Below are 25791 nucleotides of genomic sequence, written 5' to 3'. Positions count from 1 at the left end.
GAATCTGATCTACTTGATGGATTGCTTAGTCTTTTTTAGGACGTGCCCCAAACAAGGCTGTGCCGACACGCACCATAGTTGAACCTGCGGCCATCGCTTCTGTCATATCACCTGACATACCCATACTTAAAGTATCCCAATCTTCAGGATGGGCATGCTGTGTTTTGACCTCGTCAAATAAAGCCTTGGCATCGCTAAAGGCTTGAGTATTGTTGGGTGCCGGAATCACCATCAGACCACGCAAACGAATGTTGGGTAACTGGCTGATTTGTGCGACAAGTTCAGCCACTTCTGCTGGCTGGCAGCCATCTTTCGTATCCTGTCCGTCAATATTGACCTGAATACAAATATTCAATGGCTCCTGATCATCCGCACGCTGATTAGACAAACGTTCCGCAATAATCAGGCGATCCACCCCATGCACCCAGGCAAACTTTTCTGCCAGATGCTTGGTTTTATTGCGCTGTACATGACCAATGAAATGCCATTCAATTTCCAGATCCTGCAACTTTTCAATTTTATCCAGCGCTTCCTGCAAGTAATTTTCACCGAAACTGCGTTGTCCTGCTGCATACATTTCCACCAATGTTTCTGCCGGATGGGTCTTGGACACCGCCAGTAACTGTACCGTATTTTCATCACGTCCAGCCTGCTGACATGCAGTGTGAATTTGAGCCAAAACCTGATTTCGCGCGTGTTGCAACATATTCATTGACGGAGTTCTCATTTCATTCAAAATTTTTCCGCTTGCTCACTAACAAAGTGTTGGTTAAGCTGTGGGAAAGCCTTATTATTCTACCAAAATAAATAACATTTTAATGACTCTGGGGACTTTATGGACATTACAGAATTACTGGCGTTTTCTGCTAAGAATGGCGCGTCGGATTTACACTTGTCTGCGGGGATGCCACCACTGATTCGTGTGGATGGTGAAGTACGTCGTATCAACCTGCCTGCTTTAGAACACAAAGAGGTTCACAAGCTGGTTTATGACATCATGAACGATAAACAGCGCCGTGACTATGAAGAAAACCTAGAAACTGACTTTTCCTTTGAAGTTCCTGGGGTTGCGCGCTTCCGTGTGAACGCATTTAACCAGAACCGCGGTGCAGGCGCGGTATTCCGTACCATTCCATCAAAAGTTTTAACAATTGAAGATCTTGGTATGGGCCAGATTTTTAAAGATATCTGCGAATATCCTCGTGGACTGGTACTCGTAACAGGTCCTACCGGTTCTGGTAAATCAACCACATTGGCTGCGATGCTGGATTACATTAACGATACACGTTATGACCACATCCTGACCGTCGAAGACCCGATCGAATTTGTGCACCAATCCAAGAAGTGTCTGATCAACCAGCGTGAAGTGCACCGTGATACGCATGGCTTCAACGAAGCGCTGCGTTCGGCACTGCGTGAAGACCCCGATATTATCCTGGTGGGTGAGATGCGTGACCTAGAAACCATCCGTCTGGCACTGACTGCAGCGGAAACAGGTCACCTTGTATTTGGTACCCTGCACACCACCTCAGCAGCAAAAACCATCGACCGTGTGATCGACGTCTTCCCTGCTGAAGAAAAAGACATGGTCCGTGCCATGCTGTCAGAATCACTGCAAGCCGTAATTTCGCAAACCCTGCTCAAGAAAAACGGCGGTGGCCGTGTGGCAGCACATGAAATCATGATCGGTATTCCTGCGATCCGTAACCTGATCCGTGAAAACAAGGTTGCACAGATGTACTCTGCAATCCAGACCGGTGCCAACTACGGCATGACCACGCTGGATCAAAGCCTGAAAACGCTGGTGTCCAAAGGTATTATCAGTCCTCAAGTGGCACGTACTGCAGCGAAACAGCCTGAAAGCTTCCTATAAAAATATAAGCCTTCATTTTCTTGGGGATTTACATGGATTTTAACGGTTTACTTGATTACATGGTGGCACAAAAGGCATCGGATCTGTTTATTACCGCCGATGTTGAGCCTTCCATTAAAGTAAATGGCACGATTGTGCCGATTGGCAACGTCAAACTGCCGGGTTCTGCAGTAGGCCAGATTCTGCATTCGATCATGTCGGAAAAGCAGCGCAAGGAATTTGCTGAAACCCGTGAATGTAACTTTGCCATTACCAATGCCAGCAAATCGGCACGTTTCCGTGTCAGTGCTTTCCAGCAGCGTGACCAGCCAGGTATGGTGTTGCGTCGGATTGAAACCGTGATTCCGACCATGGATGATCTGAAGTTACCGCCGATTCTAAAAGAACTGGCAATGACCAAGCGCGGGATTATCATTTTCGTAGGGGCAACCGGTACTGGTAAATCAACCTCATTGGCTTCGATGATTGGCTACCGGAATGAAAATTCCAAAGGCCACATCATTACCATTGAAGACCCGATCGAATTCGTGCACCAGCATAAGGGCTGTATCATTACCCAGCGTGAGGTCGGCATCGATACCGATTCTTTCGAAGTTGCGCTGAAAAACACCCTGCGTCAGGCACCCGATGTGATCCTGATCGGTGAGATCCGTTCCCGCGAGACCATGGACTATGCCATTGCCTTTGCAGAAACCGGTCACCTGGTGTTTGCTACCCTGCACGCCAATAACGCCAACCAGGCGATTGACCGGATCATTCACTTCTTTGAAGCGGATCGTCATAGCCAGCTGTTTATGGACTTGTCCCTGAACTTACGTGCCATGGTGGCCCAACAGCTGATTCCTACCATTGATGGTACCGGCCGACGTGCAGCAATTGAAATTCTGATCAACTCGCCACTGGTTTCAGATCTGATCCGTAAAGGTGATGTACATGAGATCAAGGATTTGATGAAGCGTTCACGTGAACTCGGTATGCAGACTTTCGACCAGGCATTGTATGACCTGTATAAGGCCAAACAGATCAGCTATAAAGATGCACTGAAACATGCCGACTCACCAAATGACTTGCGTCTGCAAATCAAGCTTTCTGAGGAAGGCGGTGCCCATCTGATGAATTCACATAGCAACATCACATTTGATGGCCAGTCTTAAATTATTTTCTATGCAATAAAAAACAGGCTTCAAATGAAGCCTGTTTTTTTAACGACATGCCTGAAATCATTTCTTGCGATAGGCTTCTTGGCATTCAGGTGCATCACAGTAACCATAAAGGTTCAATGAGTGACCAGTCAGCTCAAAGCCAAATTTTTTTGCCACTTCGTGCTGTTCATGCTCAATTACATCATTGGTAAATTCAACCACTTTATTGCAATTCTGACATACCAGGTGATCATGGTGATCTTCCTGCATGATTTCAAAGACTGAATAGTTATTTTCAAAATGGTGGCGCTGAATAATGCCTGCTGCTTCAAACTGTGTTAACACACGATATACAGTCGCGAGACCCACATCTTCGCCTTGATCGAGTAAAGTCTTATAAATATCTTCGGCACTCAGGTGGTGCTGGCGTGAGTTTTCTAATAGTTCTAATATTTTAATTCGCGGCAATGTAACTTTTAGTCCAGCTTTACGTAAATCTTGATTTGAAATAGGCATGTACAAAGGTCTCTCAACAAAATTAAAGTTGGAATATGCAACAAAGTTTAGATGCAGTATGATCTATCCCTGGATCAAATGCATCATAATTAATTTGGGATAGTGTAGCAAAATGCAAAAAATCATGCTGACGTTATTCGTCACTTCATTGCTTGTCGGCTGTTCGACATTAGGTGTGTACAAAGTTGATATTCCTCAAGGAACACCTTTAACTCAAGCACAAGCCTCAAAAATCCAGGTAGGTATGAGTCACCAGCAAGTCCGTTTCCTGCTCGGTAGCCCAACGGTAACTGATCCGCTTAATCCTTTACGCTGGGACTACATTTACAATTATACCCCAGGAACCTATGCTAAAAAAGCCAACATCCCTGCTGCACGTGGTCAACACCTGAAAATTTACTTCACTCCAAACGGTATCGTAGAACGCATTGAAGGGTTAGAAACCATCCCTGAATCACAACCTGGCCTACCAGGCTCAAAAGAAGCGATTCTTACAGCGCCCCCACTATAATCGCTTTTCCATAAAAAAACCCCTAAGTGACTAGGGGTTTTTCTAATAAATAGCATAGGTTTATCAAATAACCAGCATTTTGTCGCTATTCAAATGGATTTGCGATTTTTTAAGATTTCCATAATTTGGCACGGTTGCCCTTGATATAACGACCAACCGGATTTTCTGCTGCACGTTTACGGCGGATATCTTTCGGATTAATCGTCAGTGGCCGGTAGATTTCTACACGATCCCCCGCTTCCAATGGCTTCTGATGATCCTGTAGTTTAACGCCGAAAATACCCAAATTTAGCGGCTCAGGTAATTCCACCTGTTCACGGATACCACTCGCTGCAATCGCGTCCAGTGCGGTCATGCCAGCTTGAAAAGGCACGGCAATATGAAATTGTTGTTCAGGGGCAGCATACGCCACCCAAACCATCACTGCCTGACTCATCAGAACCACTGCCCTAATACTGCAATAATTGCTGTGATGATTGCTACTGGCAATACAATACGCACCGCGATACGCCAGATGTTATAGAAAGCTTCTGAACTAAAGTTCATCGATTTACGCAAATGACTAATTTTCATGATCCAGCCGGCAAACAGTGCGTAAATCAGGCTGATCACCAAACCCCATAAAATCAGCAGATTGTTAAAGATTGGTGAAATATTTGGAATTAACCAGATTAATGTCGCAACCACCACCACGGCCCATTGAATGATGACATTCATCTGACGTTGTTGTAGCTGTTCACGTGCCATTTGCAGCATTAACGCAGCGGCCGCCACAATTGCTGCAATCAATGCAAATGCCGGCATTTCGGCTTTCACAGCAAAGAAACCGAAAGCAATCACGGCCAGCAGCTGGGCGATCCAAATTGGCAAAGCAGTTTTCGTAGCAACGTCCTGCTGATTTACTGCAGCTAAACTAGATTGCCAGTACAAGCCCATCCCTAAACCACTTGCGACAAGTGCCAATACAGTAGCATTTCCCCATTCGACAAATTGTACAGGTGTCACTTGCCATGCTGGCAGTTGAGTTCCCATAACATTGGCTAAGATTAAAGAAGCCAATACACCTACTGTAGTAATACCAACGAGTATTAAACGCGGCACTAAAGACAGCGCCAAAGCAGCAATGGCGAGGACTGCAAAAATTACCGGTTGCTGAATCTTAATATCAGCCACCGCAATCACATTGGACGCATGATTCAGCATGGCACCCGACAGGAATGGAATAAATACCACCGCCAACCAGCCAACCAAGCGCCAGCGCTGTGAGCTATCCGCTTCGCGGGTCAGGCTGGACAATGCTTGGAGTGCTGTAGTTTTGGAGCGTTTCGCCAGCGCAATTTCCAAATAGCAAACCGGAAGAGCCAGAATCAGCATGGTCGCTAACCACAACAGCCAGAAATCAAGCTGACGGTCAATCTGAATCCCGGTTATTGGTGCGAGCGTCGCAATAATAAGAAAGGATAAGCAAAAAGCCATCAGCGGCGATAACCATTTCAACATAGCATTGTCCTGCATGATGCATTCCTATAAAAATCTAGCGCTATTTTGCCTTGCATGGCAGTGAAAATCAAAAACAAAAAGCAAACCATCCGAAGATGATTTGCTGCGCAAAAAAGATCGTTAGACTTTATTTTTTGTTATCAGGAATAATCGGCTCATGAGAAGAAACGGGCGAACCAGTTCTTGCCTTTTTTCTTTTCTTTTTCCTTGATCAGACCAATCATGTTTTCCTTCACTGCACCCACATAATCCGCATCATCGTGCTGGATATGGTTGATCAGCCATTTTGATAACACTTCATGCAGTTCCGCTTCAATGGAATGCCCCATCTCAAAGCGGTCACGATAAGATTCAATTTTCTTGATAAACAGGTCGTGTACACGTTTGTGTGGTACGCGATATTTATAGCCCGCCTCTTCCTGTAGAGATTCTTCAAAGGTGAAATGAGACTGGGTATAGTCAATGATGTTTTCCAGGATCTGTTTGATTCGAGCACGATCAGTAGATTCATCAATTTCATCAATTTCATTGATGTAATCGAGAATTCGTTTGTGCTGATCGTCAATCACATCGATACCAGTGTTATAGTCTGGAATCCACTTCATCTTCATTACGACCACCTATCAATATTAAAGACTTATCACATGAAATGAGCATATATGTTATTGATTAAAATAAAAATGAAGTGAATTAGTCGGTTTTCATATCAAAGTCAGTATTTGAATAGTAAGTTATTGTTAAATTTAGTTAAAACAAAACAAACCCGAGTAAAAGAATAAGATATTTATTAACCAGTGATAAAAATAAGCGCTTATTTAATCGTGATTTTTACTTTAATTTAAAATTAAAAAATGGCGGATTTTTTATTCCGCCAGCTGATATTTTTAATATTGATCTGCTCGAGTGACCCGCTTTAAGGAAGGATCCAATCGTTCACGTTCCAGACGTTCAACACGAGTAAGTTGGGAACGGATATTATTACCATCTCGGAATAAGATCATTTCACCCGGCTGAAATGGCGTCCAGACTTCATTCTGGGTCAATGGTTCAGTAGTAATGACGGCGACACGATCTTCCGGTGTGGTTACCTGACTAAAATCCACTTCCACATCAATATCAATCAGCTGGGCGGGCTTAAATGGATATTCACGCACGAGCCAATGCAGTTTGGTCGTCGCATAAGTGAATAAGGCCTGACCATTGGACAAACAGAAATTAAAGGTACCATGTTCGGCAATGCCTGGAGAAATCTCAACTAGCAGATCAAATACCTGATCCAATTTAGGTTCATCGTAACCAAAACGTTTCACCAGCTGATCGAGCAGATAACAGAAAGCACGTTCACTATCCGTATTACCGACCGGAGTAAAACGACCAGATAATTCCGGAAAGAAACCATGCAAATCGCCATTATGTGCGAAAATCCACTGACGTCCCCACAGTTCACGGCTAAACGGATGGGAATTTTCCAGATTGATTTTGCCCTGTGTTGCCTTGCGGATATGCGCAATCACATTACGGGATTTGATCGGATAGTTTCGGATCAGTTCGGCAATCGGTGACTCGACTGCCGACTGATTATCCACAAACAAACGGCAAGCTTTATCTTCAAAAAAGGCGATACCAAAGCCATCAGAATGATCTGAGGTGATTCCTGCACGCTGCGAAAAGCCCCGAAATGAAAAGGTAATATCGGTCGGTGTAGCACAATTCATTCCTAACAGCTGGCACATAGTCTCAATTCTATTCTTGGGTAATTCATACAGTTATTCTGCATCAGCCCTGGTGGCTTTTCAAATCTGGATTGCTGCAAGGCTTTGCAGCAAAAGTGCTAAAAAAGTTAATTTTATGCATATTTATTAAAAAAATAAATTTTTAGCTTACATTCGCTCTACTTTTTATTCTCACATTTTCAACTCATCTGATTTAGATTAAATATTTTTAGGATAGTACTAAAACAAAAAGAGCCTCAAAAGAGACTCTTTTTTATTCACGCCAAATCAATGATGAGCTGATTTCACCCGGTTGGTAATCAAGGTACCGACACCATGATCGGTAAAGATTTCCAGCAGACTCGCATGTGGTACACGACCATCAACGATATGTGCACTTACAACACCGCCTTTGACTGCATCAAGCGCACAACCGACTTTTGGAATCATACCGCCATAGATCACGCCCGTTTCGATTAGACGATCTACTTCCTGAGTGGTGAGGCCAGTCAGCAGATTTTTATTTTCGTCTAGAACACCGGTGATATTGGTTAGCAGAATCAGTTTTTCTGCGCCCAAAGCTTCCGCCACTTTACCTGCGACCAGATCGGCATTGATGTTATAGGTATTCCCTTCTTCATCAACACCCAGTGGTGCAATCACCGGAATAAAATCACTTTTGGTAAACATTTCCAGGACGTCGGTTTTCACGCCAACGACTTCACCGACCATACCTAAATCAATTTTCTGGATCGAACCGTCTTCTGCAGTTTTTTCCATCAACAGTTTGTGGGCACGAATCAGGTTACCATCTTTACCAGTTAAGCCAATCGCACGGCCACCATGTTTGTTGATCAGGTTCACGATCGATTTGTTGACGCTACCACCCAGCACCATTTCGACGACTTCCATGGTCGCCGGGTCAGTCACACGCATACCATCAATACGTTCAGACTCACGGCCTAGCTGTTTCAGCATGGAATCCACTTGCGGGCCACCACCATGTACCACGATCGGATTCAAGCCCACGGTTTTCATTAAGACGATGTCACGTGCAAATGAACTTTCCAGCTCAGGATCAGTCATTGCGTTGCCGCCATATTTTACAACCAAGGTTTTACCTGCAAAGCGTTGAATATACGGCAAAGCTTCGGTCAGTACTTGTGCTTTGTCGATGCCGGTCTGTTGATTTGGCATTCGCCTCTCCTTATTGAGCATCTAAAATATCTTTGGCGATCGCAGGATAGCGGTCACGCAACATCGAAACGAACAGGTGACGGATCTCATTCAGTCGCTGCTGATTTTCTGCATCAAAGCGCACTGTAAAGTATTCACCCGTATTGGATGCTCGAATGATGCCAAAACCATCATCAAAATCAAGACGTATCCCGTCAATTTTACTGATTTGTGCATTTAATTGACGGGATTGCACTTCAACAAAGTCGAGTAATTCTTGAGGTTGAATCCGATGGGTAGAAATATACAGATCTTCAGTACCAACCCGTTTTGGATATTTTTTGAGTGCTTCTGCCAGGCTTTGACCGGTATGATCCAGATATTCCATGATTCTTAAAGCGGTATAGACGCCATCATCATAACCACCGCCACGGCCGTCATTAAAAACATAATGCCCGGCATATTCACCACCGAAAATAGCTTGGCCTTTGGCATTGGCCAGATATTTACGCAGGAAAGAACTGCCGGTACGTAGCATCACTGGTTTACCACCCAATGCCAGTACAGTATTACGTACCTGGGTCGAACATTTCACATCAAAAACAAATTCCTGTCCCGGATGGTCTTTCAGGCAGATTTCCGCACATAGGCAAAGTAACTGATCCGCCCGAATGATCTCTCCAGCAGCATCGATCAGTACCAAACGGTCGCCATCACCATCCAAGGCAATTCCCAAATCAGCGCCGGTCTTCAGTACTGTTAATTTCAGTTTTTGCAAATGGGCATCTTGGGAAGGATCCGGGGCATGATCCGGGAAATGGCCATTGGCTTCGGTACGAATGGTGGTTAGGTCACAGCCCAGTTTTTTTAAGACCAACGCTGCACAACGCCCAGCTGAACCATTTAAGCCATCTAACACCACCTTATAACGGCGTTGTAGCTGAATATCATCCAGAATCGACTGCTGATACTTTAGGCAATATTCGGTGATGATTTCATGCTGCGCTTCTGGAATGGGTAGTAATTCATCCGAGTAATACTGTTTTGCTTCTTGTCCGACTTTCTGAATCGTCTCAGGGCAAGGTGGTTCACCCTGCATTAACCACTTGATACCATTATCCTCACGCGGATTATGGCTGGCGGTAATCATAATACCGTTACCATCAAATTCTTTGGCCGTGAAATAAAGCATCGGGCTGGAGCAACAGCCGATCACGGTTGCATCAATTCCATATTGCTGAAAGATCTGCTGAATAATTTTTGCATAGGTCGGACTTGTCAATCGGGCATCATAGCCAATCGCGACACGCGTCTGCCCTGCCTGCTGATACTGCTGTGCCAGACCATGTGCAATAGCCTCCACCACGCCGGCATTCAGTAAAGAAACCTTACCGCGGATGTCATATGCACGAAAGAGTTGCATGGGGAATTGATGTTGCATGAATCCCATAGACGATAATTTCACTGCTGGATAGGAGAAAATAAGCTCAAAAATCGGGTGGGTTCACCACGATATGAAACTTGTTATTCTTGTTCTAAAAAACAAGCTACTTTTAGCCGATTTTCAGAAAATAATCAATGTAAGAAAATTTATCAAATGGATAAATAGTAGCCAAATACTCGACAATTATAATTTTATCAAAGATTAAAAAAGCCCACATTTAATTGAATGTAGGCTTTTTTCTAAATTAGTTTTTGCCAGTATGACCAAAGCCACCTGCACCACGTTCAGTGGCTTCAAATTCATTCACAATATCAAATTGTGCCTGAACCACAGGGACTAATACATATTGTGCCAGACGTTCGCCCGGTTCCAGGCTAAACGCAGTTTGACTACGGTTCCATACCGATACCATCAGCTCACCCTGATAATCTGAATCGATCAGACCGACTAGGTTACCTAGCACGATCCCATGTTTATGACCTAAACCTGAACGTGGCAGAATCAGTCCCGCAAAGTTAGGATCTTCGATATAAATGGCTAAACCAGTTTTGACCAATACAGTTTGACCTGGTTCGATCACGATGGTTTCATCTACACATGCACGCAGGTCCAGTCCTGCAGAGCCAGTTGTTGCATAAGTTGGCATTGGCCATTCATTGCCAAGGCGTGAGTCAAGGACTTTCACCTGTACTTTCATTATTTCTTTCCTATTGAAAAATATTGATTTAGAAATTGCTTAAATCTTAACGCTTAATTAAAGCGCGTAAATTTTCTAGATATTGTTGGGCTTGCTGTTTTGGATCGATATTGCCAGCCAGCTTTTTCTTACGGCCGAGCCATTCCAGTTCATCCTCTGGCAACTCATCCAAGAAACGGCTTGGGGTCATCTGTTTCATCTGACCACCCGCCTTACGCTGTTCGGCCAAAGTAATGGTTAAACCTTGACGGGCACGGGTAATGCCTACATACATCAGACGGCGTTCTTCCTCAACAGTATCGGCAGCAATCGAATTTTTATGCGGCAGAATTTCCTCTTCCAGCCCAATCAGATATACATAAGGGAACTCCAGACCTTTGGACGCATGCAGAGTCAGCAGGTTGACCTTGTCTGTATCTTCCTCTTCCTGCTGCTGTTCCAGCATGTCTAACAACACCATCTTACGAATCACGCTTTCGATGTTCTTTTCATCGACATCTTCGGCACGGTTAATCAGACTCTGGATACTGCTATATAGCACTTCAATATTATCCAGCTTGGTTTTTTCCTGTGCCGGGGTGGCTGCTGATTCCTTGATATAGTCAATATAACCGGCTTCCACCATCATCTGGCGGATAATCGGCACCGGCTCGTCATCATCTAGCAGGTTGCGGGTAAAGATATTAATAAAGTCAGCAAACTCAGCCAACTGTGTTGTCGCTTTCTTCGGAATCGCCATGGTCAGGCGCTGATCCCCTGCTGCAGCCAGCAGTGACAAATTATTTTCCTGGGCAAACAAACCCAATTTTTCCAGCGTCACCGGACCAATCGCGCGTTTCGGTGTGTTGATAATGCGTAGAAAAGCACTGTCATCTTCCGGATTAATGATCAGGCGAAGATAACTCATAATATCCTTGATTTCCGCACGGGCGAAGAAGGACTGCCCACCAGAAAGCTTATAAGGAATCTGCATCTGACGCAGCTGGGTTTCCAGAATACGTGCCTGGAAATTCCCGCGATACAATATCGCGTAATCTTTCCAGTTTTTACCATTCATCAGCTTGTGTGTGATCAGGTCTTTGACCACACGTTCTGCTTCATCGTCATCATTGCGGCAGGTAATCACCCGAATGACTTCACCATGGCCTTTATCCGACCAGAGTTTTTTATCGAAAATATGCGGGTTATTGCCAATCACTGTATTGGCCGCTTTCAGAATCCGGCTAGTGGAGCGATAGTTCTGCTCCAGCTTGATCACTTTCAGGTTTGGGAAGTCCTGTTGCAGCAAGGCCATATTTTCGGGCTTAGCCCCACGCCAGGCATAAATCGACTGGTCATCATCCCCTACTGCTGTGAACTGCCCCATCACGCCCACTAGCAGTTTCACCAGAATATATTGTGCGGTGTTGGTATCCTGATATTCATCCACCAGCAGATAACGTACCCGATTCTGCCATTTATCACGGACTTCCGCATTTTCCTGTAGTAACCGCGTCGGCATCACAATCAAGTCATCAAAATCGACAGCGTTATAGGCACGCAGGTTACGTTCATACAGTTGATATAAATGCGCAAACTGAACATCTTCCGGCGTTTCACAAGTGGTATGTGCTTGTTCCGGTGGAATCAAGTCGTTCTTCCAGTCAGAAATCATCTTCATCGCTTTAGCAATGAGTTCCTTACTTTCTGCACCGGACAGGTTATCACGGTGCATCAGGTCCATCAGAATACGTTTGCAATCATCTGCATCCAGAATCGAGAAGTTGGCTTTCAGGGGCGTGTGTTTCAACTCGAGACGCAATAAATTTAAGCCAAAGGTATGGAAGGTCGAGACTGACAGACCTTTCGCTTCTTCACGTGACAACAGTTTGGTTACACGCTCTTTCATTTCACGTGCAGCTTTGTTGGTAAAGGTCATGGCGGTAATACGGTGTGCCGGAATGCCACAATGCTTGACCAGATAAGCGATTTTTCTTGTGATTACGGAAGTCTTACCTGAACCTGCCCCCGCAAGTACTAACAAGGGTCCTTGAGTGTATTTCATGGCTTCAAGTTGCTTGTCATTTAACTGACTGGCGAGTGACATAGTGCTTCCTCTTCTAGATTCGGCTCCGATTATAGTCATCTGCGAGCAACTTGCCTAATTGAAAATTCATTTTCCTGAGTCAAATTTCCAACATAAAAAAACCACCCGAAGGTGGCTTTTTTACAAGTCAGATCTTACTGAACTTGATATACCGCGATTTCAACACGACGGTTTTGTTCGCGGCCCGCAGCTGTTGAGTTGTCAGCGATTGGGTTCGCAGAACCTAAACCTTGAGCGTTGATACGTGAAGTTGAAATACCTTTAGACGCTAAGTAGCTCGCAACAGACTGAGCACGCGCTTGAGACAATGGCAGGTTGATTGAATCATTACCAGTACTGTCTGTATAACCAGTTACTACGATACCGCTCTTGTTGTCTTCAGTTAATACTTGAGCAACTTTGTTCAAAGTATCATAGAAGTTTGGTTTGATATTTGACTTGTTAGTGTCAAATGTAATGCTACCTGGCATTACCAGATTCACTGAACCATCTGGATTACGGTTTACGTCGATACCGCTACCCGCTGTTGCTTGACGAAGTTTTTTCTCTTTATTGTCAAGGTAAGCACCCGCTGCTGCACCTACAACTGCACCGATTGCAGCAGCACGGTTGTTTTGAGCGCTAGTGTTGGCATTGCCTTTAGAAATACCATAACCTGCTGCAGCACCGATCACTGTGCCCAGTGCAGCTTTATCGTATTCGAAGCCACCAATGTTGTTACCTGTAGTTTGACAACCTGTAAGTGCTACCGCCCCTGCTACAGCTGCTGAAATTAACAATGCACGCATTGCATGCCTCCTTAACTTGTTTTGTTGTATTTGAAGAATAATGGTCGATATTTCAATCAACAACCATATTTGCTTTGTTAATCATAAATTGTTTCGTAATTATTTGTAATGTTTATGTGTAACTAAAACAGTTAAATTCATCACAATTTCTCCACAGTTCTCATTCTGGACTTTTCTAATCGCCTCTCAGAACGTATATTGTTAAAAATATGACAAATTTTAAACGATTACCCTCTTAGGACAGATTTATATGTCGTCTGAAAGTAAAAAACAACCGCTTTTAAAAAAAATTGCTCGTGGCCTCACTGTAAGCTCAGTTATGACAGGAAGTACTTTCTTTCATGGGCCTCCAGTACTTGCTTTAGGTCTAACCAAGTTAGTGAAAAAGTCACCTAAAATTGACGAAACCAATATCAAGATCACTAACAGCTGGCTGAGCGTCAATAACTGGCTGATTGACACCATGCTGAAAAATACCAAGTGGACCATTACCGTTGATGAATCACTCGACCTAAGCATGCAAGGTCGTTACCTGATGACCTGTAACCATCAAAGCTGGGTTGATACCACAGTGAATCAGTATTTTGGTCTGACTCGTATGCCACTCACCCGTTTCTTTACCAAATGGGAGCTGATCTTTATTCCGTTCGTGGGACAGGCGTTTAAGATTCTGGGCTTTCCGATGATGAAACGCCATACCAAAGAACAGATTGCCAAGAATCCAGCACTGAAAGATCGCGACATGGATGAAGCACGTAAGTCATGTCAGCAGTTATTGAGTCAGCCATTTACCCTGCTCAACTATCTGGAAGGCACCCGCTTTACCCAAGAAAAGCATGACCAGCAACAATCTCCATATAAAAACCTGCTGAAACCAAAAGCCGGTGGTCTGGCGCTAGCCTTGAATATTCTGGGTGACCGCATCGATGCCTTTGTAGATATGACCATTGTCTATCCAGACGGCGTACCGGGCTATGGTGAATTCTGGTTAGGCGAAGTGCCAAGAATTGCGGTAGATTTAAGAAAGATTGAAATTCCAGACTGGGTACTGGGCGGTAATTATGAGGATGATCCTGAATACCGTGAACGTTTCCAGCAATGGGTACATCAATTATGGACTGAGAAAGACCAGCTGATTGAAAAAATGAAGCAGGATCTGGCTCAGGCAGCCTGACCTGATTTTTTGAGATGTGATGAAGCCGAACTCCCCAAAAACCAGCTCTACAGCCTTCAGCTTTTTCCGCGAAGGCACTTGGGGCTGGAAGGTCGCGCTGGCCTACGACATTTTCATGATGGTGCTGATCATCATCAACCTGTTCTGTCTAAGTGCCAATGCCATTTTGCTTAGCGACTTCGGACAATGGCTGTTCGACTTCATTCGTCTGCCCGAAATTCTACATTTCTATAAGGCTGAACTGCGCCCTTGGGTGATCATTACCGAAGGCTGGTTTACCACTTTTTTAATTGGCGAACTGCTAGCGCGCTGGCTGATTGCTATCGTACTACGTCATCATGTGCGCTGGTGGTTCTTCCCTTTCGTACATTGGTATGAAATTCTCGCGATTATTCCACAGCTACGTTTCCTGCGTCTGCTACGTGCTGTCGCGATTGGCTATAACCTGCATAGCCATGGTTTCAAGGTCATTCCTAACAGCTGGTACAAACGTGCAAATTTCTATTACAACCTGGTGATGGAAGAGCTTTCCAGCCGTATCGTGATTACCGTGCTGGATGGCATTAAACGAGAACTGACCACCAGTACCACCCATCGTCAGATGATTGATGATCTGGTTGAGCATCACCGCCAGCTGTTTGCCACTGCCCTTGCGGATATTTTGCAGGAAAGTCTGGGCAAGGAATTACAAGCCCAACGTTCCATGATTGCCAAGAATGTCGGTCAGGTGGTGAATCAGGCCATTGAAGATACGCCCGAACTGACCCAACTGTTACGTCTGATCCCCATTGTTGGCAGCCGCATCGAACAGCAGATTCAGAGTATCGGTCAGCGTCTGGGTGAAAATATTACCCAAGGACTGATCGATCCGTTTACCCACACCAATTACAGCAAGGATAATCCAACCTATGCCATGATTGCCGAGAAGATCAGCCAAATCGAGATTGAACAAAATCCACACATTGACAAACTGGTCGAGTCGGCTGTTTTTGAAACACTTGAAGCCATTCGCGAACAGGTCAAAATCAAGCAGTGGCAACAAATTCTAGAAGAAAATGAGAAAAATCAGCGATCAACCTATCAATAATCCGGCAGGAATAATGCTATTCTTTTTAAGGGAATTTGATCGCATAAAAAAATAACTTGGATCGCTAGAGAATTAACGAAATTTGTTCTAGGATTTGCACTATTTACAACATTGCTTCGACATAAAATTTTACAGGTCAGAAGTATTAAGGAAGAACTATGGCTGATATACGGATTAAGGGCAGAATGGTCAATGCGATTCGCATTAGCCTTGATACAAATGATCATGATGCGATCCGCCAGCAATTAGCACCAAAATTACAAGCTGCATTTCCGCCAGGTATGCTGGTGGTGATTGAAAGTTCAGTCGAGCAGGAACTGATTGCCCTGATTCAATTGCTGATTAGCCTGGATGTACAACCGATGGCGGTGACTGAAGGTCCACTGGCTGAACAGGCACGTGCCATCCAGTTCCCGGTATTACCGCCAGACCGTCAGTTGCAGGAAATCAAAGCCAGCAAAGAACAGGTCATCGAAATCAAACCTGAAATCAAGGCTGACGCTAGTCAAGAGGCTGCTGTAGTGGCGCCAGTGATTGCGCATGTGACGTCTTACCATGATGAAATTCTGCGTACCGGTCAATGTATCGTGCAGGATCATGGTGACATTATTATCAATGCTGGCATGAACAGTGGCTCGGAAGTGATCGCATCAGGCAATATTCATATTTATGGCAGTGCACGTGGTCGTGTGATTGCGGGTGCAGGTGGCAATACCGCTGCCCGCATTTTCTGTCATGCGCTGGAAGCAGAACTGATTTCGATTGCAGGTACCTATTGCGTCGCAGATGACATCCCACCAAATGTGGTGAAAAAGCCTGTGCATATTTATTTGAATGATCAACAAGAGCTTGTATTTGAAGCTCTACAATTTTAATGTATAAATAAACACCAAAACCCCTATATCAATTAGGGGATTTAAACCATAACAGGAGTGGATTCGGTGGCGAAAATTGTTGTCGTAACGTCAGGCAAAGGTGGTGTAGGTAAAACTACGACGAGTGCATCTTTTGCAACAGGTTTAGCCCTACGTGGCCACAAAACTGTTGTGATCGACTTTGATGTGGGTTTGCGTAACCTTGACCTAATTATGGGTTGTGAACGCCGCGTAGTTTATGATTTTGTGAATGTTCTGAATAACGAAGCACGATTACAACAAGCGCTTATTCGCGATAAAGATATTGAAAACTTATATATTTTGCCTGCTTCACAAACACGTGATAAAGATGCCCTGACTGATGAAGGCGTTGCGCGTGTAATGGATGAATTGTCGCAGGAATTTGATTACATTATTTGTGACTCTCCAGCGGGGATTGAACGTGGTGCCATCATGGCGATGTACCATGCCGATGAAGCCATCATTGTGACCAACCCTGAAATTTCATCCGTACGTGACTCTGACCGTATTATTGGTATGCTCGACAGCAAAACCAAGAAAGTGGAACAAGGTGAAGGCCGTATCCGTAAGCACCTGTGTATCACACGTTTCAATCCTGAACGTGCTGACAAGCAAGAAATGCTGACCATCGACGACATCTCTAAAGACATTTTACGTGTCCCAACTTTAGGCGTGATTCCAGAATGCCCTAGCGTTCTGCAAGCATCAAACGAAGGTAAACCGGTCATTCATTTTACTGCATCTGCTGCAGGCCAGGCTTATGATGACCTAGTGGCACGTTTCCTCGGTGAAGAACGTCCTTACCGTAATCTTGAAGTGAAACCGAAGGGCTGGTTAGCTCGTCTATTTGGAGCATAAGGATGGCAGGATTCTGGAGCAAGATTTTTGGTAACGAAGACAAACCATCAAGCGCGCAAACTGCGAAAGATCGCTTAAAGGTCATCGTAGCATCTGAGCAAGGTTTGGGACGTCGTCTGAGCCAAGATAAAATTGACATGATGAAAAAAGAAATCATGCAGGTGGTGAGTCGCTACGTGCGTGGTGTGGATGAACAACACATTCAAATGCAGGTGCGTTCTGAAGCAAACATTGAAATGCTTGAGATGAATATCAATTTACCTGAAGAACGATAATTTGATTTTTGATTAGTCAAGAATCTAGATTCAAGGCAGAATATGAGACTAGCTGAATGAAGTTATTTTATTAAATTCAGCCCACTTGAAGCAGAGCTTCAAGTCTTGCGACTAGGCAAAGCAGTGCTTTGCTAATCTAGTCTCATATTTTGCCTTTTTCATATCGAAAATTATATCAAGGAGTTTGTGATGGCATTGTCTCAACCGGCAACGTTTAACGAAGAATGGTCAGATGAGCGTGTATTTGCCTATCTCAATCAATTACCTCCTGCAGGCGTAAACGCGGATTTTCATGTGCTATATCATGCATATAAACACATGCGTCCATATGACTATGAACGTCTGTTGACTAAATTCGTTGCTGATGGTCGTGATATCAATGCCACCAATCCTGAAGGCGAGCGTATTCATGACGTGATTGCCAAATTCCCACGTCACAGTGCTGAATTCCTGGAAGTTCTTGCAAAATTTGCTTAAGACTTTCTAGGTCACACAAAAAAGCCTGCTTGATGCAGGCTTTTTTTATTGCTTGGAGATTCTGGTATTAAACCAAAATCTCACGTTTACCGTTCGCTCCCATCGAGCTCACAATACCATTTTCTTCCATCTGGTCAATGATCCGTGCCGCACGGTTATAACCCAGACTAAATTTACGCTGTAGCGATGAAGTGGATGCCTTACGGGTTTCCAGCACGAAGGATACACACTGGTCATACAGCGGGTCACGATCTGAACCACCGTCTCCGCCATCTTCAAAGCCCCGGCTACTTGGTTCTTCATCAAATGGGGTCAGGATTTCATCCACATAATTCGGTGCACCACGTTCACGCCATGCATCACAAATCCGGTTGACTTCATCATCGGCAATAAAGGCACCATGTACACGTTCCGGCTCGATCTTGCCAGGGCCAAGGAACAGCATGTCACCATGGCCGAGCAGGTCTTCTGCACCACCTGCATCCAGAATGGTACGTGAGTCAATTTTCGAGTTGACACGCAGTGCCACACGGGTCGGGATGTTGGCTTTAATCAGACCGGTAATCACATCCACCGAAGGACGTTGGGTTGCCAGCAACAAGTGAATACCGGCAGCACGGGATTTCTGTGCCAGACGGGTAATCATCTCTTCCGCTTTTTTACCCACCTGCATGATCATGTCCGCAAACTCGTCGGCAACAATCACAATAGAAGGAAGTGGAGTCAAACGAGGAGCACGTTCCCCTGCCACAGATTCGCTGGCTTTCCAGGTTGGATCAAACAGGTCTTCGCCATTGGCTAAAGCTTCTTCCACCTTACGGTTATAGTCACTTAGCTTACGGATTTTCAGGAAAGACATCAGCTTGTAACGGCGTTCCATTTCATTAACACACCAGTTCAATGCGCTGACCGCATCTTTCATGTCAGTGACTACAGGCGTCAACAGGTGCGGAATATCGTTATAGTTGGCCAGTTCCAGCTGTTTTGGGTCAATCAGAATGAGTCGTAATTGATCTGGTGTATATTTCAGCAGCATCGACAAGATCATCGAGTTCACTGCAACAGATTTACCCGAACCTGTGGTACCGGCAACCAACATATGCGGTGCTTTACCGAGCTCAGTAATCACCGGATTACCAGAAATGTCTTTACCCATGGCCATCGACAGAATGCCATTCGGATCTTCAAATTTGGGCGTTTTGACCAGTTCAATCAGGCGTACCATTTCACGGGTACTGTTTGGCACTTCAATCCCAATATATGGCTTGCCCGGAATGACTTCCACCACACGCACCGATGCCATCGACATCGAACGTGCCAAGTCGCGGGAAATATTGGTCACCTTAGAAGCTTTCACACCCGGTGCCAGATCCAGTTCAAAACGGGTCACGACTGGACCAGGCTGAGCTTCGACTACTTTCGCCTTAACATTGAATTCCTGCAGCTTGATTTCCAGCAATTCAGACAGACGGGATAGCTGCTCTTCTGTAAAATTAACCTTCTTGTTTGGATCAACTTCATCTAACAGTTCCAAACCTGGCAAGGGCGGCAGATCTTTACGGCGTTCTGCCACCATCATGGCACGCGATAATGGACGCCCCATAGAATCCGTCAATGGGGCATCAAAGTCGAAATCATCTTCATCCTGAGGCGCGCCTGCAGTTTCCTGCCAGGCTTCAATAAATTCTTCTTTGGATAAAGGAACTTTAACTGCATCAGAATTTTGCTGTTCAGCAACAGTTGGATTTACAGCTTTAGGCACATCAATACCTTGGTGCTGAATTGGTGCTTTTACAAAAGCAGAAGACTGGGCATAGCTGGATGCTCGTACTGGCTGTGCTGGTTCAATCTCTTCAACCAGCAAATCATCCAGATCATCAAAGTCAGTTTCCAGTGCATTGCGTACCGATGGAGCATGAGGTACTGCGTTGCTCACCCCTGTTACTACAGCAGCACTTGCTGCCGCCGCAGTTGCAGGCAGGTCTTCAACAATTCTTAAAGTTGGCTGTTCAGTAGCTGTAGGGGTAGTAAATGGCGTATGCACATCCGTCGCAGTTTTGCCTGCTGGTACGGCTGCCAGTAACTCATCAAAAATTTCATCATCATCCCAGTCCAAGCCTTTTTTAGCTGTTGTCATTGGAACTGAAGTTTCAGCTTTTAAATGTGCCTTAATATCTTCAATTGGGGCTACAAGTGTTGAAGTAACTGGTTCAGAATGAGTTGATGTTGATACTGGCTGATTTTCTTCTGCCGCCTTCAGCAATGCATCAATATCCTGCTTATGACGCTGATCTTCATCAGAGTTCAAAGCACGCCAGACTTCACCGGTAGTAATAATTCGGTTTGAATCCTGCACCAGACGATGGGCTTTTTCCAGCGTCTTTTCAAATTCTTCATCTTCAGGACTCAGTTCAGGCTCTACATGTTGCTTCTGCTGTGCTTCCAGTTCACGGTCGGCAATATCATCAAACAGACGTTCTGCGATATGGTCATGCACCACAGGATCAATCGCGACGGGTTCATGTTCTGGTACAGGAATCACTGGTGTAGGCACAGCCTTTTTCAGAGCTACCACATCTTTCTTCGCTGCCAGCATGGAACGATCAAAGTCACTCTCCCCTTCCGGTACATTACGATAGAATAGATCCTGCAAATAAGCCGGAGCTGCTTTGAGGCTGCTCCAGGTCTTGTTCCATTTCACCCCAAATGCCAATGTAAATAGTAGGAACCATAGTGCAATCAGGAATACCGCTGCACCATAAATTGTAAGCAGCTGTTCCAGGCTCTGGCCCAGCTCATAACCGATGATGCCACCTGAAGAATTATCTAAAGTATCTGCTGGCACTTCCCAGAACAGGAACATCAATGCAGAAGTGGTCAATAACAGGAAGAATTGCGCCGCATAGCGGAAAGGACGGTTCAGGAAGCTGCGTGGCCACCACACCTGGATCGCTTCAATAAACAGATACAGTGGAATCAGCAAACTCGCCCAGCCCAGAAAACCAAACAGTAGGTCTGAGATCCACGCCCCTGCAACACCACTGGCATTGGACACAGTCTGGGTATCACTGGAAATGTGCATCCAGCCTGGATCAAATGGCGTATAGGTTACTGTTGCAAGAAACAGATAAATCCCAAATGAGACTAAAAATAATGTCATTACTAAGCGCTGTGCATAAGCACTCGACACCGTTGTCATATACTGTCCTGTAGCGAATTCTTCATGAATGTTCTTTTGCTATTATGATTCAAAAAAACGACGCAATAAAATGCTTATTATGCACCTGTTACACGAAAAAAGATGCAGTATTGTGCAACTGTGCAGCGTCCTTGTTGTCTATCGTCTCTATATAGCTCAAATCGATTTGAATGATCAATAATATCGACTTTAATCTCACACCACTGTTATACAGTTTCCCGTATAATTCAATAAATTTCTAAATACAAAAAGGATGTCCCGATGAGCGCACGTCACTCTCGACTGATTATTTTAGGTTCCGGCCCTGCTGGTTACAGTGCGGCTGTTTATGCAGCACGTGCAAACTTAAAACCAACCCTTATTGCAGGTTTACAGCTTGGTGGTCAGCTCACTACCACAACTGAAGTAGATAACTGGCCAGGTGACCCTGAAGGTCTGACTGGTCCTGTCCTGATGGAGCGTATGCAGGCACATGCGGAACGTTTCGGTACTGAAATCGTCTATGACCACATCAATGAAGTGAACCTGAATGTCCGCCCTTTCGTATTGAAAGGTGATATGGAAGAGTTCACTTGTGATGCACTGATCATTGCGACAGGTGCAACTGCACAATACCTCGGGCTGGAATCTGAAGCTGCATTCATGGGCCAAGGCGTGAGTGCTTGTGCGACTTGTGACGGTTTCTTCTATAAAGGCCAGAAAGTCATGGTTGTGGGTGGTGGTAACACTGCGGTTGAAGAAGCCCTGTACCTATCTAATATTGCTTCTCACGTGACTCTGGTTCACCGTCGCGACTCTTTACGTTCTGAAAAAATCCTTCAAGATCATCTGTTTGAAAAAGAGAAAGAAGGCAAAATTAGCATCATCTGGAATCATCAGGTGGATGAAGTCCTGGGTAATCCACAAGCGGGTGTGACTTCAGTCCGTCTGAAATCAACCCAAGATGAGTCTACTCAAGAAGTTGAAGTCTCTGGTCTATTCATTGCGATTGGTCACAAGCCAAATACCACTATGTTCGAAGGTCAATTAGAGCTTCGTGATGGTTATATCCAGGTACAAAGCGGTACTGCGGGTAATGCGACTCAAACTTCACTTCCTGGCGTATTTGCTGCGGGTGATGTGGCAGACAGCGTTTACCGTCAGGCGATTACTTCTGCAGGTTCAGGCTGTATGGCGGCGCTGGATGCAGAAAAATATCTGGATGCACTGGGTAAATAAGACCAAGCAGCCAAAAAAAAGCCGTCCATCTTGGGCGGTTTTTTTATGTATGATAATCCAAGATGATTTTCCACTTGGGTTCTTGTATGCAGCCTCTTCCTCCTTCACAGTACATTTTCCCCAATCCTGTCGAAGCAGATCCTGAAGGTCAGGGCCTGATTTGTATTGGGGCCGACCTTGAACCATCTACATTATATGAAGCCTATACCCATGGCCTGTTTCCATGGTTTTCAGAAAATGATCCAATCTGCTGGTGGAGCCCGGAACCGCGCTGCATTATCCGGCCTCACGAATACCACCCCAGCAAATCCCTGATTCGCAATATGAAAAAGTATGATTATCAAATTACTGTGAATCATGCTTTTGAGAGAGTGATCCGCTCTTGTTCCCTGCCACGTGTTTATGCTGATGACACCTGGATTACTGAGGATATTATTGAAGGATACTGTAACCTATTTGATGCCGGCTATGGCTATAGCATTGAAGTTTGGGAAGAAAACCAGGTGGTAGGTGGACTGTATGGTGTGACCATTGGCAAAGGCTGTTTTGGCGAATCTATGTTTAGTACCCGTACTGATGTCTCCAAAATGGCATTTTATACCTTGATGTTGATTGGACAGGAAAATCAGCTGCCCTGGATCGATTGTCAACTCGTTAATGATCATTTACTTAGCCTTGGAGCTAGTACAATTTCTCGCCAGGCGTATCTTAATTCGTTACAAGATGTGATAAATCAGCCGTCTATCAATTGGCAAAAATATCAGGAGGGTGTATTTTCAAGTAAAACAATAGCGATAAACGCGCAATTAGATGAATGAAAATAACAGAGGGAATTTGCTATGAACTCTTATCACCCAAAGTCCCTGCTGAACGATTTACAGTACTATATCACCCCGCCACACGACTGCAGTTATCTGCCGAACAAATCTGCGCGTATGGTGTTTTTAGATCCTTCGCATCGTATTGATGTCGTCACCCTTTCTGAATTATCCCGTACCGGCTTCCGCCGTAGTGGTGATTTCGTTTATCGCCCTGAATGCCACCTTTGCCGTCAGTGTCTGTCCTGCCGTGTGCCTGTACATGAATTTTCCATGAACAGCTCCCAGAAAAAAGCATGGAAACGGAACCAAGACTTGACCGTTAGAATTACCGCCCCAGAAGACGCCACTAATACCCACTATGCGTTGTATGAACGCTACATCAATGAACGTCATGCCGATGGTGACATGTATCCACCAAGCCGGGATCAGTTCGAAAAATTCCTGCTGCAAAGCTGTACCAACAGCTTCTTCCTGGAATTATGGCAAGATGGCCAGCTGATTAGCGTTTCTACCTGTGACTTGCTTGATGATGGTATTTCTGCAGTCTATACCTTTTTTGATCCAGACATGAACCGTCGCTCACTCGGTGTATTTGCAATCCTGAAACAGATTGAACATGCTAAAAGCTTAAGCCTACCATTTATTTATCTGGGCTATTGGGTACCGCATTCCAACAAGATGAATTATAAATCCCAGTACCTACCGCTGGAACTACTGATTGATGGGCAATGGCGTCGCCTGAATCGTATGTTGAATGCCGAGGAGATCGAACACCTGGGAAACTCCTTGATGACGACCCTACCCTCCGGATGGAATAATTCAATTATCAAGTAACGTCATCAGGCGAGAAATCTCTTGTTATTTAAATAGGCTGGCAAAATCGTCTGTGCAGGCTTTCACCATGATAATCGCATGCTCACGGCTGCCATCCGGATTTGGATAATAGTTCTTGCGCAAATCAATCTGGTGAAAGCCAACTTTCTCATACAGCTTGATCGCAGGCGTATTGCTTACCCTGACTTCCAGAAAAATCTGTACCGGATTATTTTTCAGTAACTGGATGGATTCTTCCAACAACTGATAGCCCAAGCCCCTACCCTGCTGGCTCGGATCAATCGCCATTAAGAGCAAATTGGCTTCATCAAGCACCGGCTGCAGAATACAAAAACCAACGACTTTTTCATCCTGCTCGATTACCGTGCTTTGATACGTAGTCACCGCTTCAGCAAATTGATTTTTCGTCCATGGATGGGATTGTACTTTTTGTTCAATGTGACTGACGGCTTCAACATCAGAAGTTTGCATCAAACGAATCATGTTCGTTCATCTATCAATAAAAATCTCCTGCGCATTATAGAAACTTTGTGCTGAAAATCGAGTAAAAAAAAGAGCGATTTCAATCGCTCTTTATGACTTGTCGAATTACAGACCAAGTTTGGCTTTCCAGTTCGCCAGCAAACGACGTGTATCATGGTCATTCGGATGAAAGCCTGGCTTGAAGTACATCGCCATTTCACGTCCCATACCGGTAATGATGCCTTTGGAAGGACTATAACCGTAGTGGTAAATATCTTTCAGTGCTTCGAAATTCAGCTGTCTGTCTTCTTTCAGCAAACGCAGCACAAAGTAAGTTTGCACAAAGAATAAAGTGACCATGGCAATCACCAGCGAACTGGTACGCAACGCATAGGATTTCAGGCCTTTACCAAAGACACTTTCAAACACATCATAAGCTACCGCTTTATGCTCATTTTCTTCAATCGCATGCCAGAGCCACATGGTTTTCATCGTGTCATCTTTCATCAGTTCTTGAATATGACTATTGGTCAGTAGCTGAGAAGCAATGGTCGCAGTGAAATGTTCCAGTGCTGTAGTAGCCGTCAAGTCCACCATTTCCTGAGTAATACCCACAGGCTGGGCTACTTTAGCGATAAATTTACGTGTAGTTTGAATCACTTTATCGGTATAACGATCTAGGGTATCGACATCATGACCGTATTTCTGCGCTGATGCATTAAAGCCAACATGTTCCTGAGTATGCATGGCTTCTTGACCAATAAAGGCAGAGATTTCTTTCTGTAGCGCTTCGTTGTCTTTCAGCTTTGGATGATTGCGTACCGCACGCACGCTGTCGATAAAGAATTTTTCACCTGCAGGAAACAATGCAGACAATGCTGTCATAAAATGAGTCAGCCCCGCTGATCCATTCATCCAGTATTCCGGAACCTGATCAAAATTAAAGTTCATACGACGAACCGGGAAACTTGCACCGGCACGGTTAGTAATTTTTACTTCAGCATTCATGTAACGCCTCCCGCAGATCTTCTCGACCTGGCCCTAT

The 25791-nt window shown here is 44.8% G+C and carries 26 protein-coding genes; 12 read left to right on the top strand and 14 right to left on the bottom strand.

Annotated features, from left to right (window positions below; all coding sequences use genetic code 11):
• Positions 1–25: 25 nt before the first annotated feature.
• Positions 26–712, bottom strand: a complete 687-nt coding sequence (locus ABEF84_RS03840) for a YggS family pyridoxal phosphate-dependent enzyme (RefSeq protein WP_347453616.1) — start codon at positions 710–712, stop codon at positions 26–28.
• A gap of 123 nt (positions 713–835) precedes the next feature.
• Here ABEF84_RS03840 and ABEF84_RS03835 point away from each other — a divergent pair, with 123 nt between their 5' ends.
• Together ABEF84_RS03835 and ABEF84_RS03830 are read left to right on the top strand one after the other, a co-directional pair.
• Positions 836–1873 carry a type IV pilus twitching motility protein PilT gene (locus ABEF84_RS03835; RefSeq protein WP_034585994.1) on the top strand — a complete coding sequence of 346 codons (1038 nt, stop codon included), beginning with the start codon at positions 836–838 and terminating at the stop codon, positions 1871–1873.
• A 32-nt stretch (positions 1874–1905) separates the two neighbouring features.
• Complete coding sequence (locus ABEF84_RS03830; RefSeq protein ID WP_034585991.1) at positions 1906–3027, top strand: PilT/PilU family type 4a pilus ATPase; 1122 nt, start codon at positions 1906–1908, stop codon at positions 3025–3027.
• Between the two features lie 66 nt (positions 3028–3093).
• Here the strand turns inward: ABEF84_RS03830 and fur are convergent, their stop codons facing one another.
• Positions 3094–3531, bottom strand: a complete 438-nt coding sequence (gene fur, locus ABEF84_RS03825; protein ID WP_347453615.1) for a ferric iron uptake transcriptional regulator — start codon at positions 3529–3531, stop codon at positions 3094–3096.
• 112 nt (positions 3532–3643) lie between these two features.
• On the opposite strand from fur, the gene ABEF84_RS03820 reads away from it, so the two are divergent.
• Positions 3644–4042: an outer membrane protein assembly factor BamE gene (locus ABEF84_RS03820; RefSeq protein WP_034585986.1), complete on the top strand. Its 399-nt coding sequence runs from the start codon at positions 3644–3646 to the stop codon at positions 4040–4042.
• A 109-nt stretch (positions 4043–4151) separates the two neighbouring features.
• Here ABEF84_RS03820 and ABEF84_RS03815 read toward each other — a convergent pair whose 3' ends face one another.
• From ABEF84_RS03815 to ABEF84_RS03775, 9 genes are all read right to left on the bottom strand, one after another.
• Positions 4152–4478, bottom strand: a complete 327-nt coding sequence (locus tag ABEF84_RS03815; protein WP_347453614.1) for an RnfH family protein — start codon at positions 4476–4478, stop codon at positions 4152–4154.
• The gene (locus ABEF84_RS03810; RefSeq protein ID WP_347453613.1) at positions 4478–5557 is read right to left on the bottom strand and encodes a hypothetical protein; all 1080 of its coding nucleotides are present in this window, start codon (positions 5555–5557) and stop codon (positions 4478–4480) included. Before ABEF84_RS03810 ends, ABEF84_RS03815 begins: the two co-directional genes overlap by 1 nt.
• 140 nt (positions 5558–5697) lie before the next feature.
• Positions 5698–6153: a bacteriohemerythrin gene (locus ABEF84_RS03805; RefSeq protein ID WP_347453612.1), complete on the bottom strand. Its 456-nt coding sequence runs from the start codon at positions 6151–6153 to the stop codon at positions 5698–5700.
• 273 nt (positions 6154–6426) lie between these two features.
• Complete coding sequence (locus tag ABEF84_RS03800; RefSeq protein WP_347453611.1) at positions 6427–7275, bottom strand: class II glutamine amidotransferase; 849 nt, start codon at positions 7273–7275, stop codon at positions 6427–6429.
• Positions 7276–7542: 267 nt separating this feature from the next.
• Positions 7543–8451: an acetylglutamate kinase gene (argB, locus tag ABEF84_RS03795; RefSeq protein ID WP_034585973.1), complete on the bottom strand. Its 909-nt coding sequence runs from the start codon at positions 8449–8451 to the stop codon at positions 7543–7545.
• A 10-nt stretch (positions 8452–8461) separates the two neighbouring features.
• Positions 8462–9880 (bottom strand): phosphomannomutase/phosphoglucomutase, encoded by a 1419-nt coding sequence (locus tag ABEF84_RS03790; protein WP_347454435.1) that lies wholly within the window; start codon positions 9878–9880, stop codon positions 8462–8464.
• 238 nt (positions 9881–10118) lie between these two features.
• The gene (gene dut / locus ABEF84_RS03785) at positions 10119–10571 is read right to left on the bottom strand and encodes a dUTP diphosphatase (RefSeq protein WP_347453609.1); all 453 of its coding nucleotides are present in this window, start codon (positions 10569–10571) and stop codon (positions 10119–10121) included.
• A 46-nt stretch (positions 10572–10617) separates the two neighbouring features.
• Entirely contained in the window at positions 10618–12657 is a 2040-nt protein-coding gene (rep, locus tag ABEF84_RS03780) for a DNA helicase Rep (protein WP_347453608.1), read from the bottom strand.
• Positions 12658–12791: 134 nt separating this feature from the next.
• On the bottom strand, positions 12792–13445 hold the full coding sequence (locus tag ABEF84_RS03775) for an OmpA family protein (protein ID WP_034585961.1): 654 nt from the start codon (positions 13443–13445) through the stop codon (positions 12792–12794).
• 250 nt (positions 13446–13695) lie between these two features.
• Here ABEF84_RS03775 and ABEF84_RS03770 point away from each other — a divergent pair, with 250 nt between their 5' ends.
• The 6 genes from ABEF84_RS03770 to ABEF84_RS03745 all read left to right on the top strand — a co-directional run bounded on the left by ABEF84_RS03770 (position 13696) and on the right by ABEF84_RS03745 (position 18212).
• A complete protein-coding gene (locus ABEF84_RS03770) occupies positions 13696–14619 on the top strand; it encodes an acyltransferase (RefSeq protein WP_034585957.1) in 924 nt (307 codons plus the stop codon).
• A 19-nt stretch (positions 14620–14638) separates the two neighbouring features.
• Entirely contained in the window at positions 14639–15706 is a 1068-nt protein-coding gene (locus tag ABEF84_RS03765) for a hypothetical protein (RefSeq protein ID WP_034585955.1), read from the top strand.
• 158 nt (positions 15707–15864) lie between these two features.
• Complete coding sequence (gene minC, locus ABEF84_RS03760) at positions 15865–16581, top strand: septum site-determining protein MinC (RefSeq protein WP_034585952.1); 717 nt, start codon at positions 15865–15867, stop codon at positions 16579–16581.
• Positions 16582–16647: 66 nt separating this feature from the next.
• A complete protein-coding gene (gene minD / locus ABEF84_RS03755) occupies positions 16648–17460 on the top strand; it encodes a septum site-determining protein MinD (protein WP_034585950.1) in 813 nt (270 codons plus the stop codon).
• Positions 17461–17462: 2 nt separating this feature from the next.
• Positions 17463–17735 carry a cell division topological specificity factor MinE gene (gene minE, locus ABEF84_RS03750; protein ID WP_034585949.1) on the top strand — a complete coding sequence of 91 codons (273 nt, stop codon included), beginning with the start codon at positions 17463–17465 and terminating at the stop codon, positions 17733–17735.
• Positions 17736–17924: 189 nt separating this feature from the next.
• On the top strand, positions 17925–18212 hold the full coding sequence (locus tag ABEF84_RS03745) for a PA4642 family protein (protein ID WP_034585947.1): 288 nt from the start codon (positions 17925–17927) through the stop codon (positions 18210–18212).
• 67 nt (positions 18213–18279) lie between these two features.
• Here ABEF84_RS03745 and ABEF84_RS03740 read toward each other — a convergent pair whose 3' ends face one another.
• Entirely contained in the window at positions 18280–21411 is a 3132-nt protein-coding gene (locus ABEF84_RS03740; RefSeq protein WP_347456218.1) for a DNA translocase FtsK 4TM domain-containing protein, read from the bottom strand.
• A 261-nt stretch (positions 21412–21672) separates the two neighbouring features.
• Here ABEF84_RS03740 and trxB point away from each other — a divergent pair, with 261 nt between their 5' ends.
• The 3 genes from trxB to ABEF84_RS03725 all read left to right on the top strand — a co-directional run bounded on the left by trxB (position 21673) and on the right by ABEF84_RS03725 (position 24284).
• Complete coding sequence (gene trxB, locus ABEF84_RS03735; protein WP_034585941.1) at positions 21673–22629, top strand: thioredoxin-disulfide reductase; 957 nt, start codon at positions 21673–21675, stop codon at positions 22627–22629.
• A gap of 86 nt (positions 22630–22715) precedes the next feature.
• Complete coding sequence (gene aat / locus ABEF84_RS03730) at positions 22716–23447, top strand: leucyl/phenylalanyl-tRNA--protein transferase (protein WP_034586024.1); 732 nt, start codon at positions 22716–22718, stop codon at positions 23445–23447.
• A gap of 21 nt (positions 23448–23468) precedes the next feature.
• Entirely contained in the window at positions 23469–24284 is an 816-nt protein-coding gene (locus ABEF84_RS03725) for an arginyltransferase (protein WP_034585938.1), read from the top strand.
• A 24-nt stretch (positions 24285–24308) separates the two neighbouring features.
• Here ABEF84_RS03725 and rimI read toward each other — a convergent pair whose 3' ends face one another.
• Positions 24309–24767, bottom strand: a complete 459-nt coding sequence (gene rimI, locus ABEF84_RS03720; RefSeq protein ID WP_034585935.1) for a ribosomal protein S18-alanine N-acetyltransferase — start codon at positions 24765–24767, stop codon at positions 24309–24311.
• A 105-nt stretch (positions 24768–24872) separates the two neighbouring features.
• A complete protein-coding gene (locus ABEF84_RS03715; protein ID WP_034585932.1) occupies positions 24873–25754 on the bottom strand; it encodes a metal-dependent hydrolase in 882 nt (293 codons plus the stop codon).
• Between the last annotated feature and the right edge of the window lie 37 nt (positions 25755–25791).

This window comes from Acinetobacter sp. ANC 7912, from assembly GCF_039862785.1.
Taxonomy (GTDB): Bacteria; Pseudomonadota; Gammaproteobacteria; order Pseudomonadales; family Moraxellaceae; genus Acinetobacter; species Acinetobacter thermotolerans.
The sequence above is the reverse complement of the archived record's forward strand: the minus strand, read 5'-3'. Positions and strand labels throughout refer to the sequence as shown.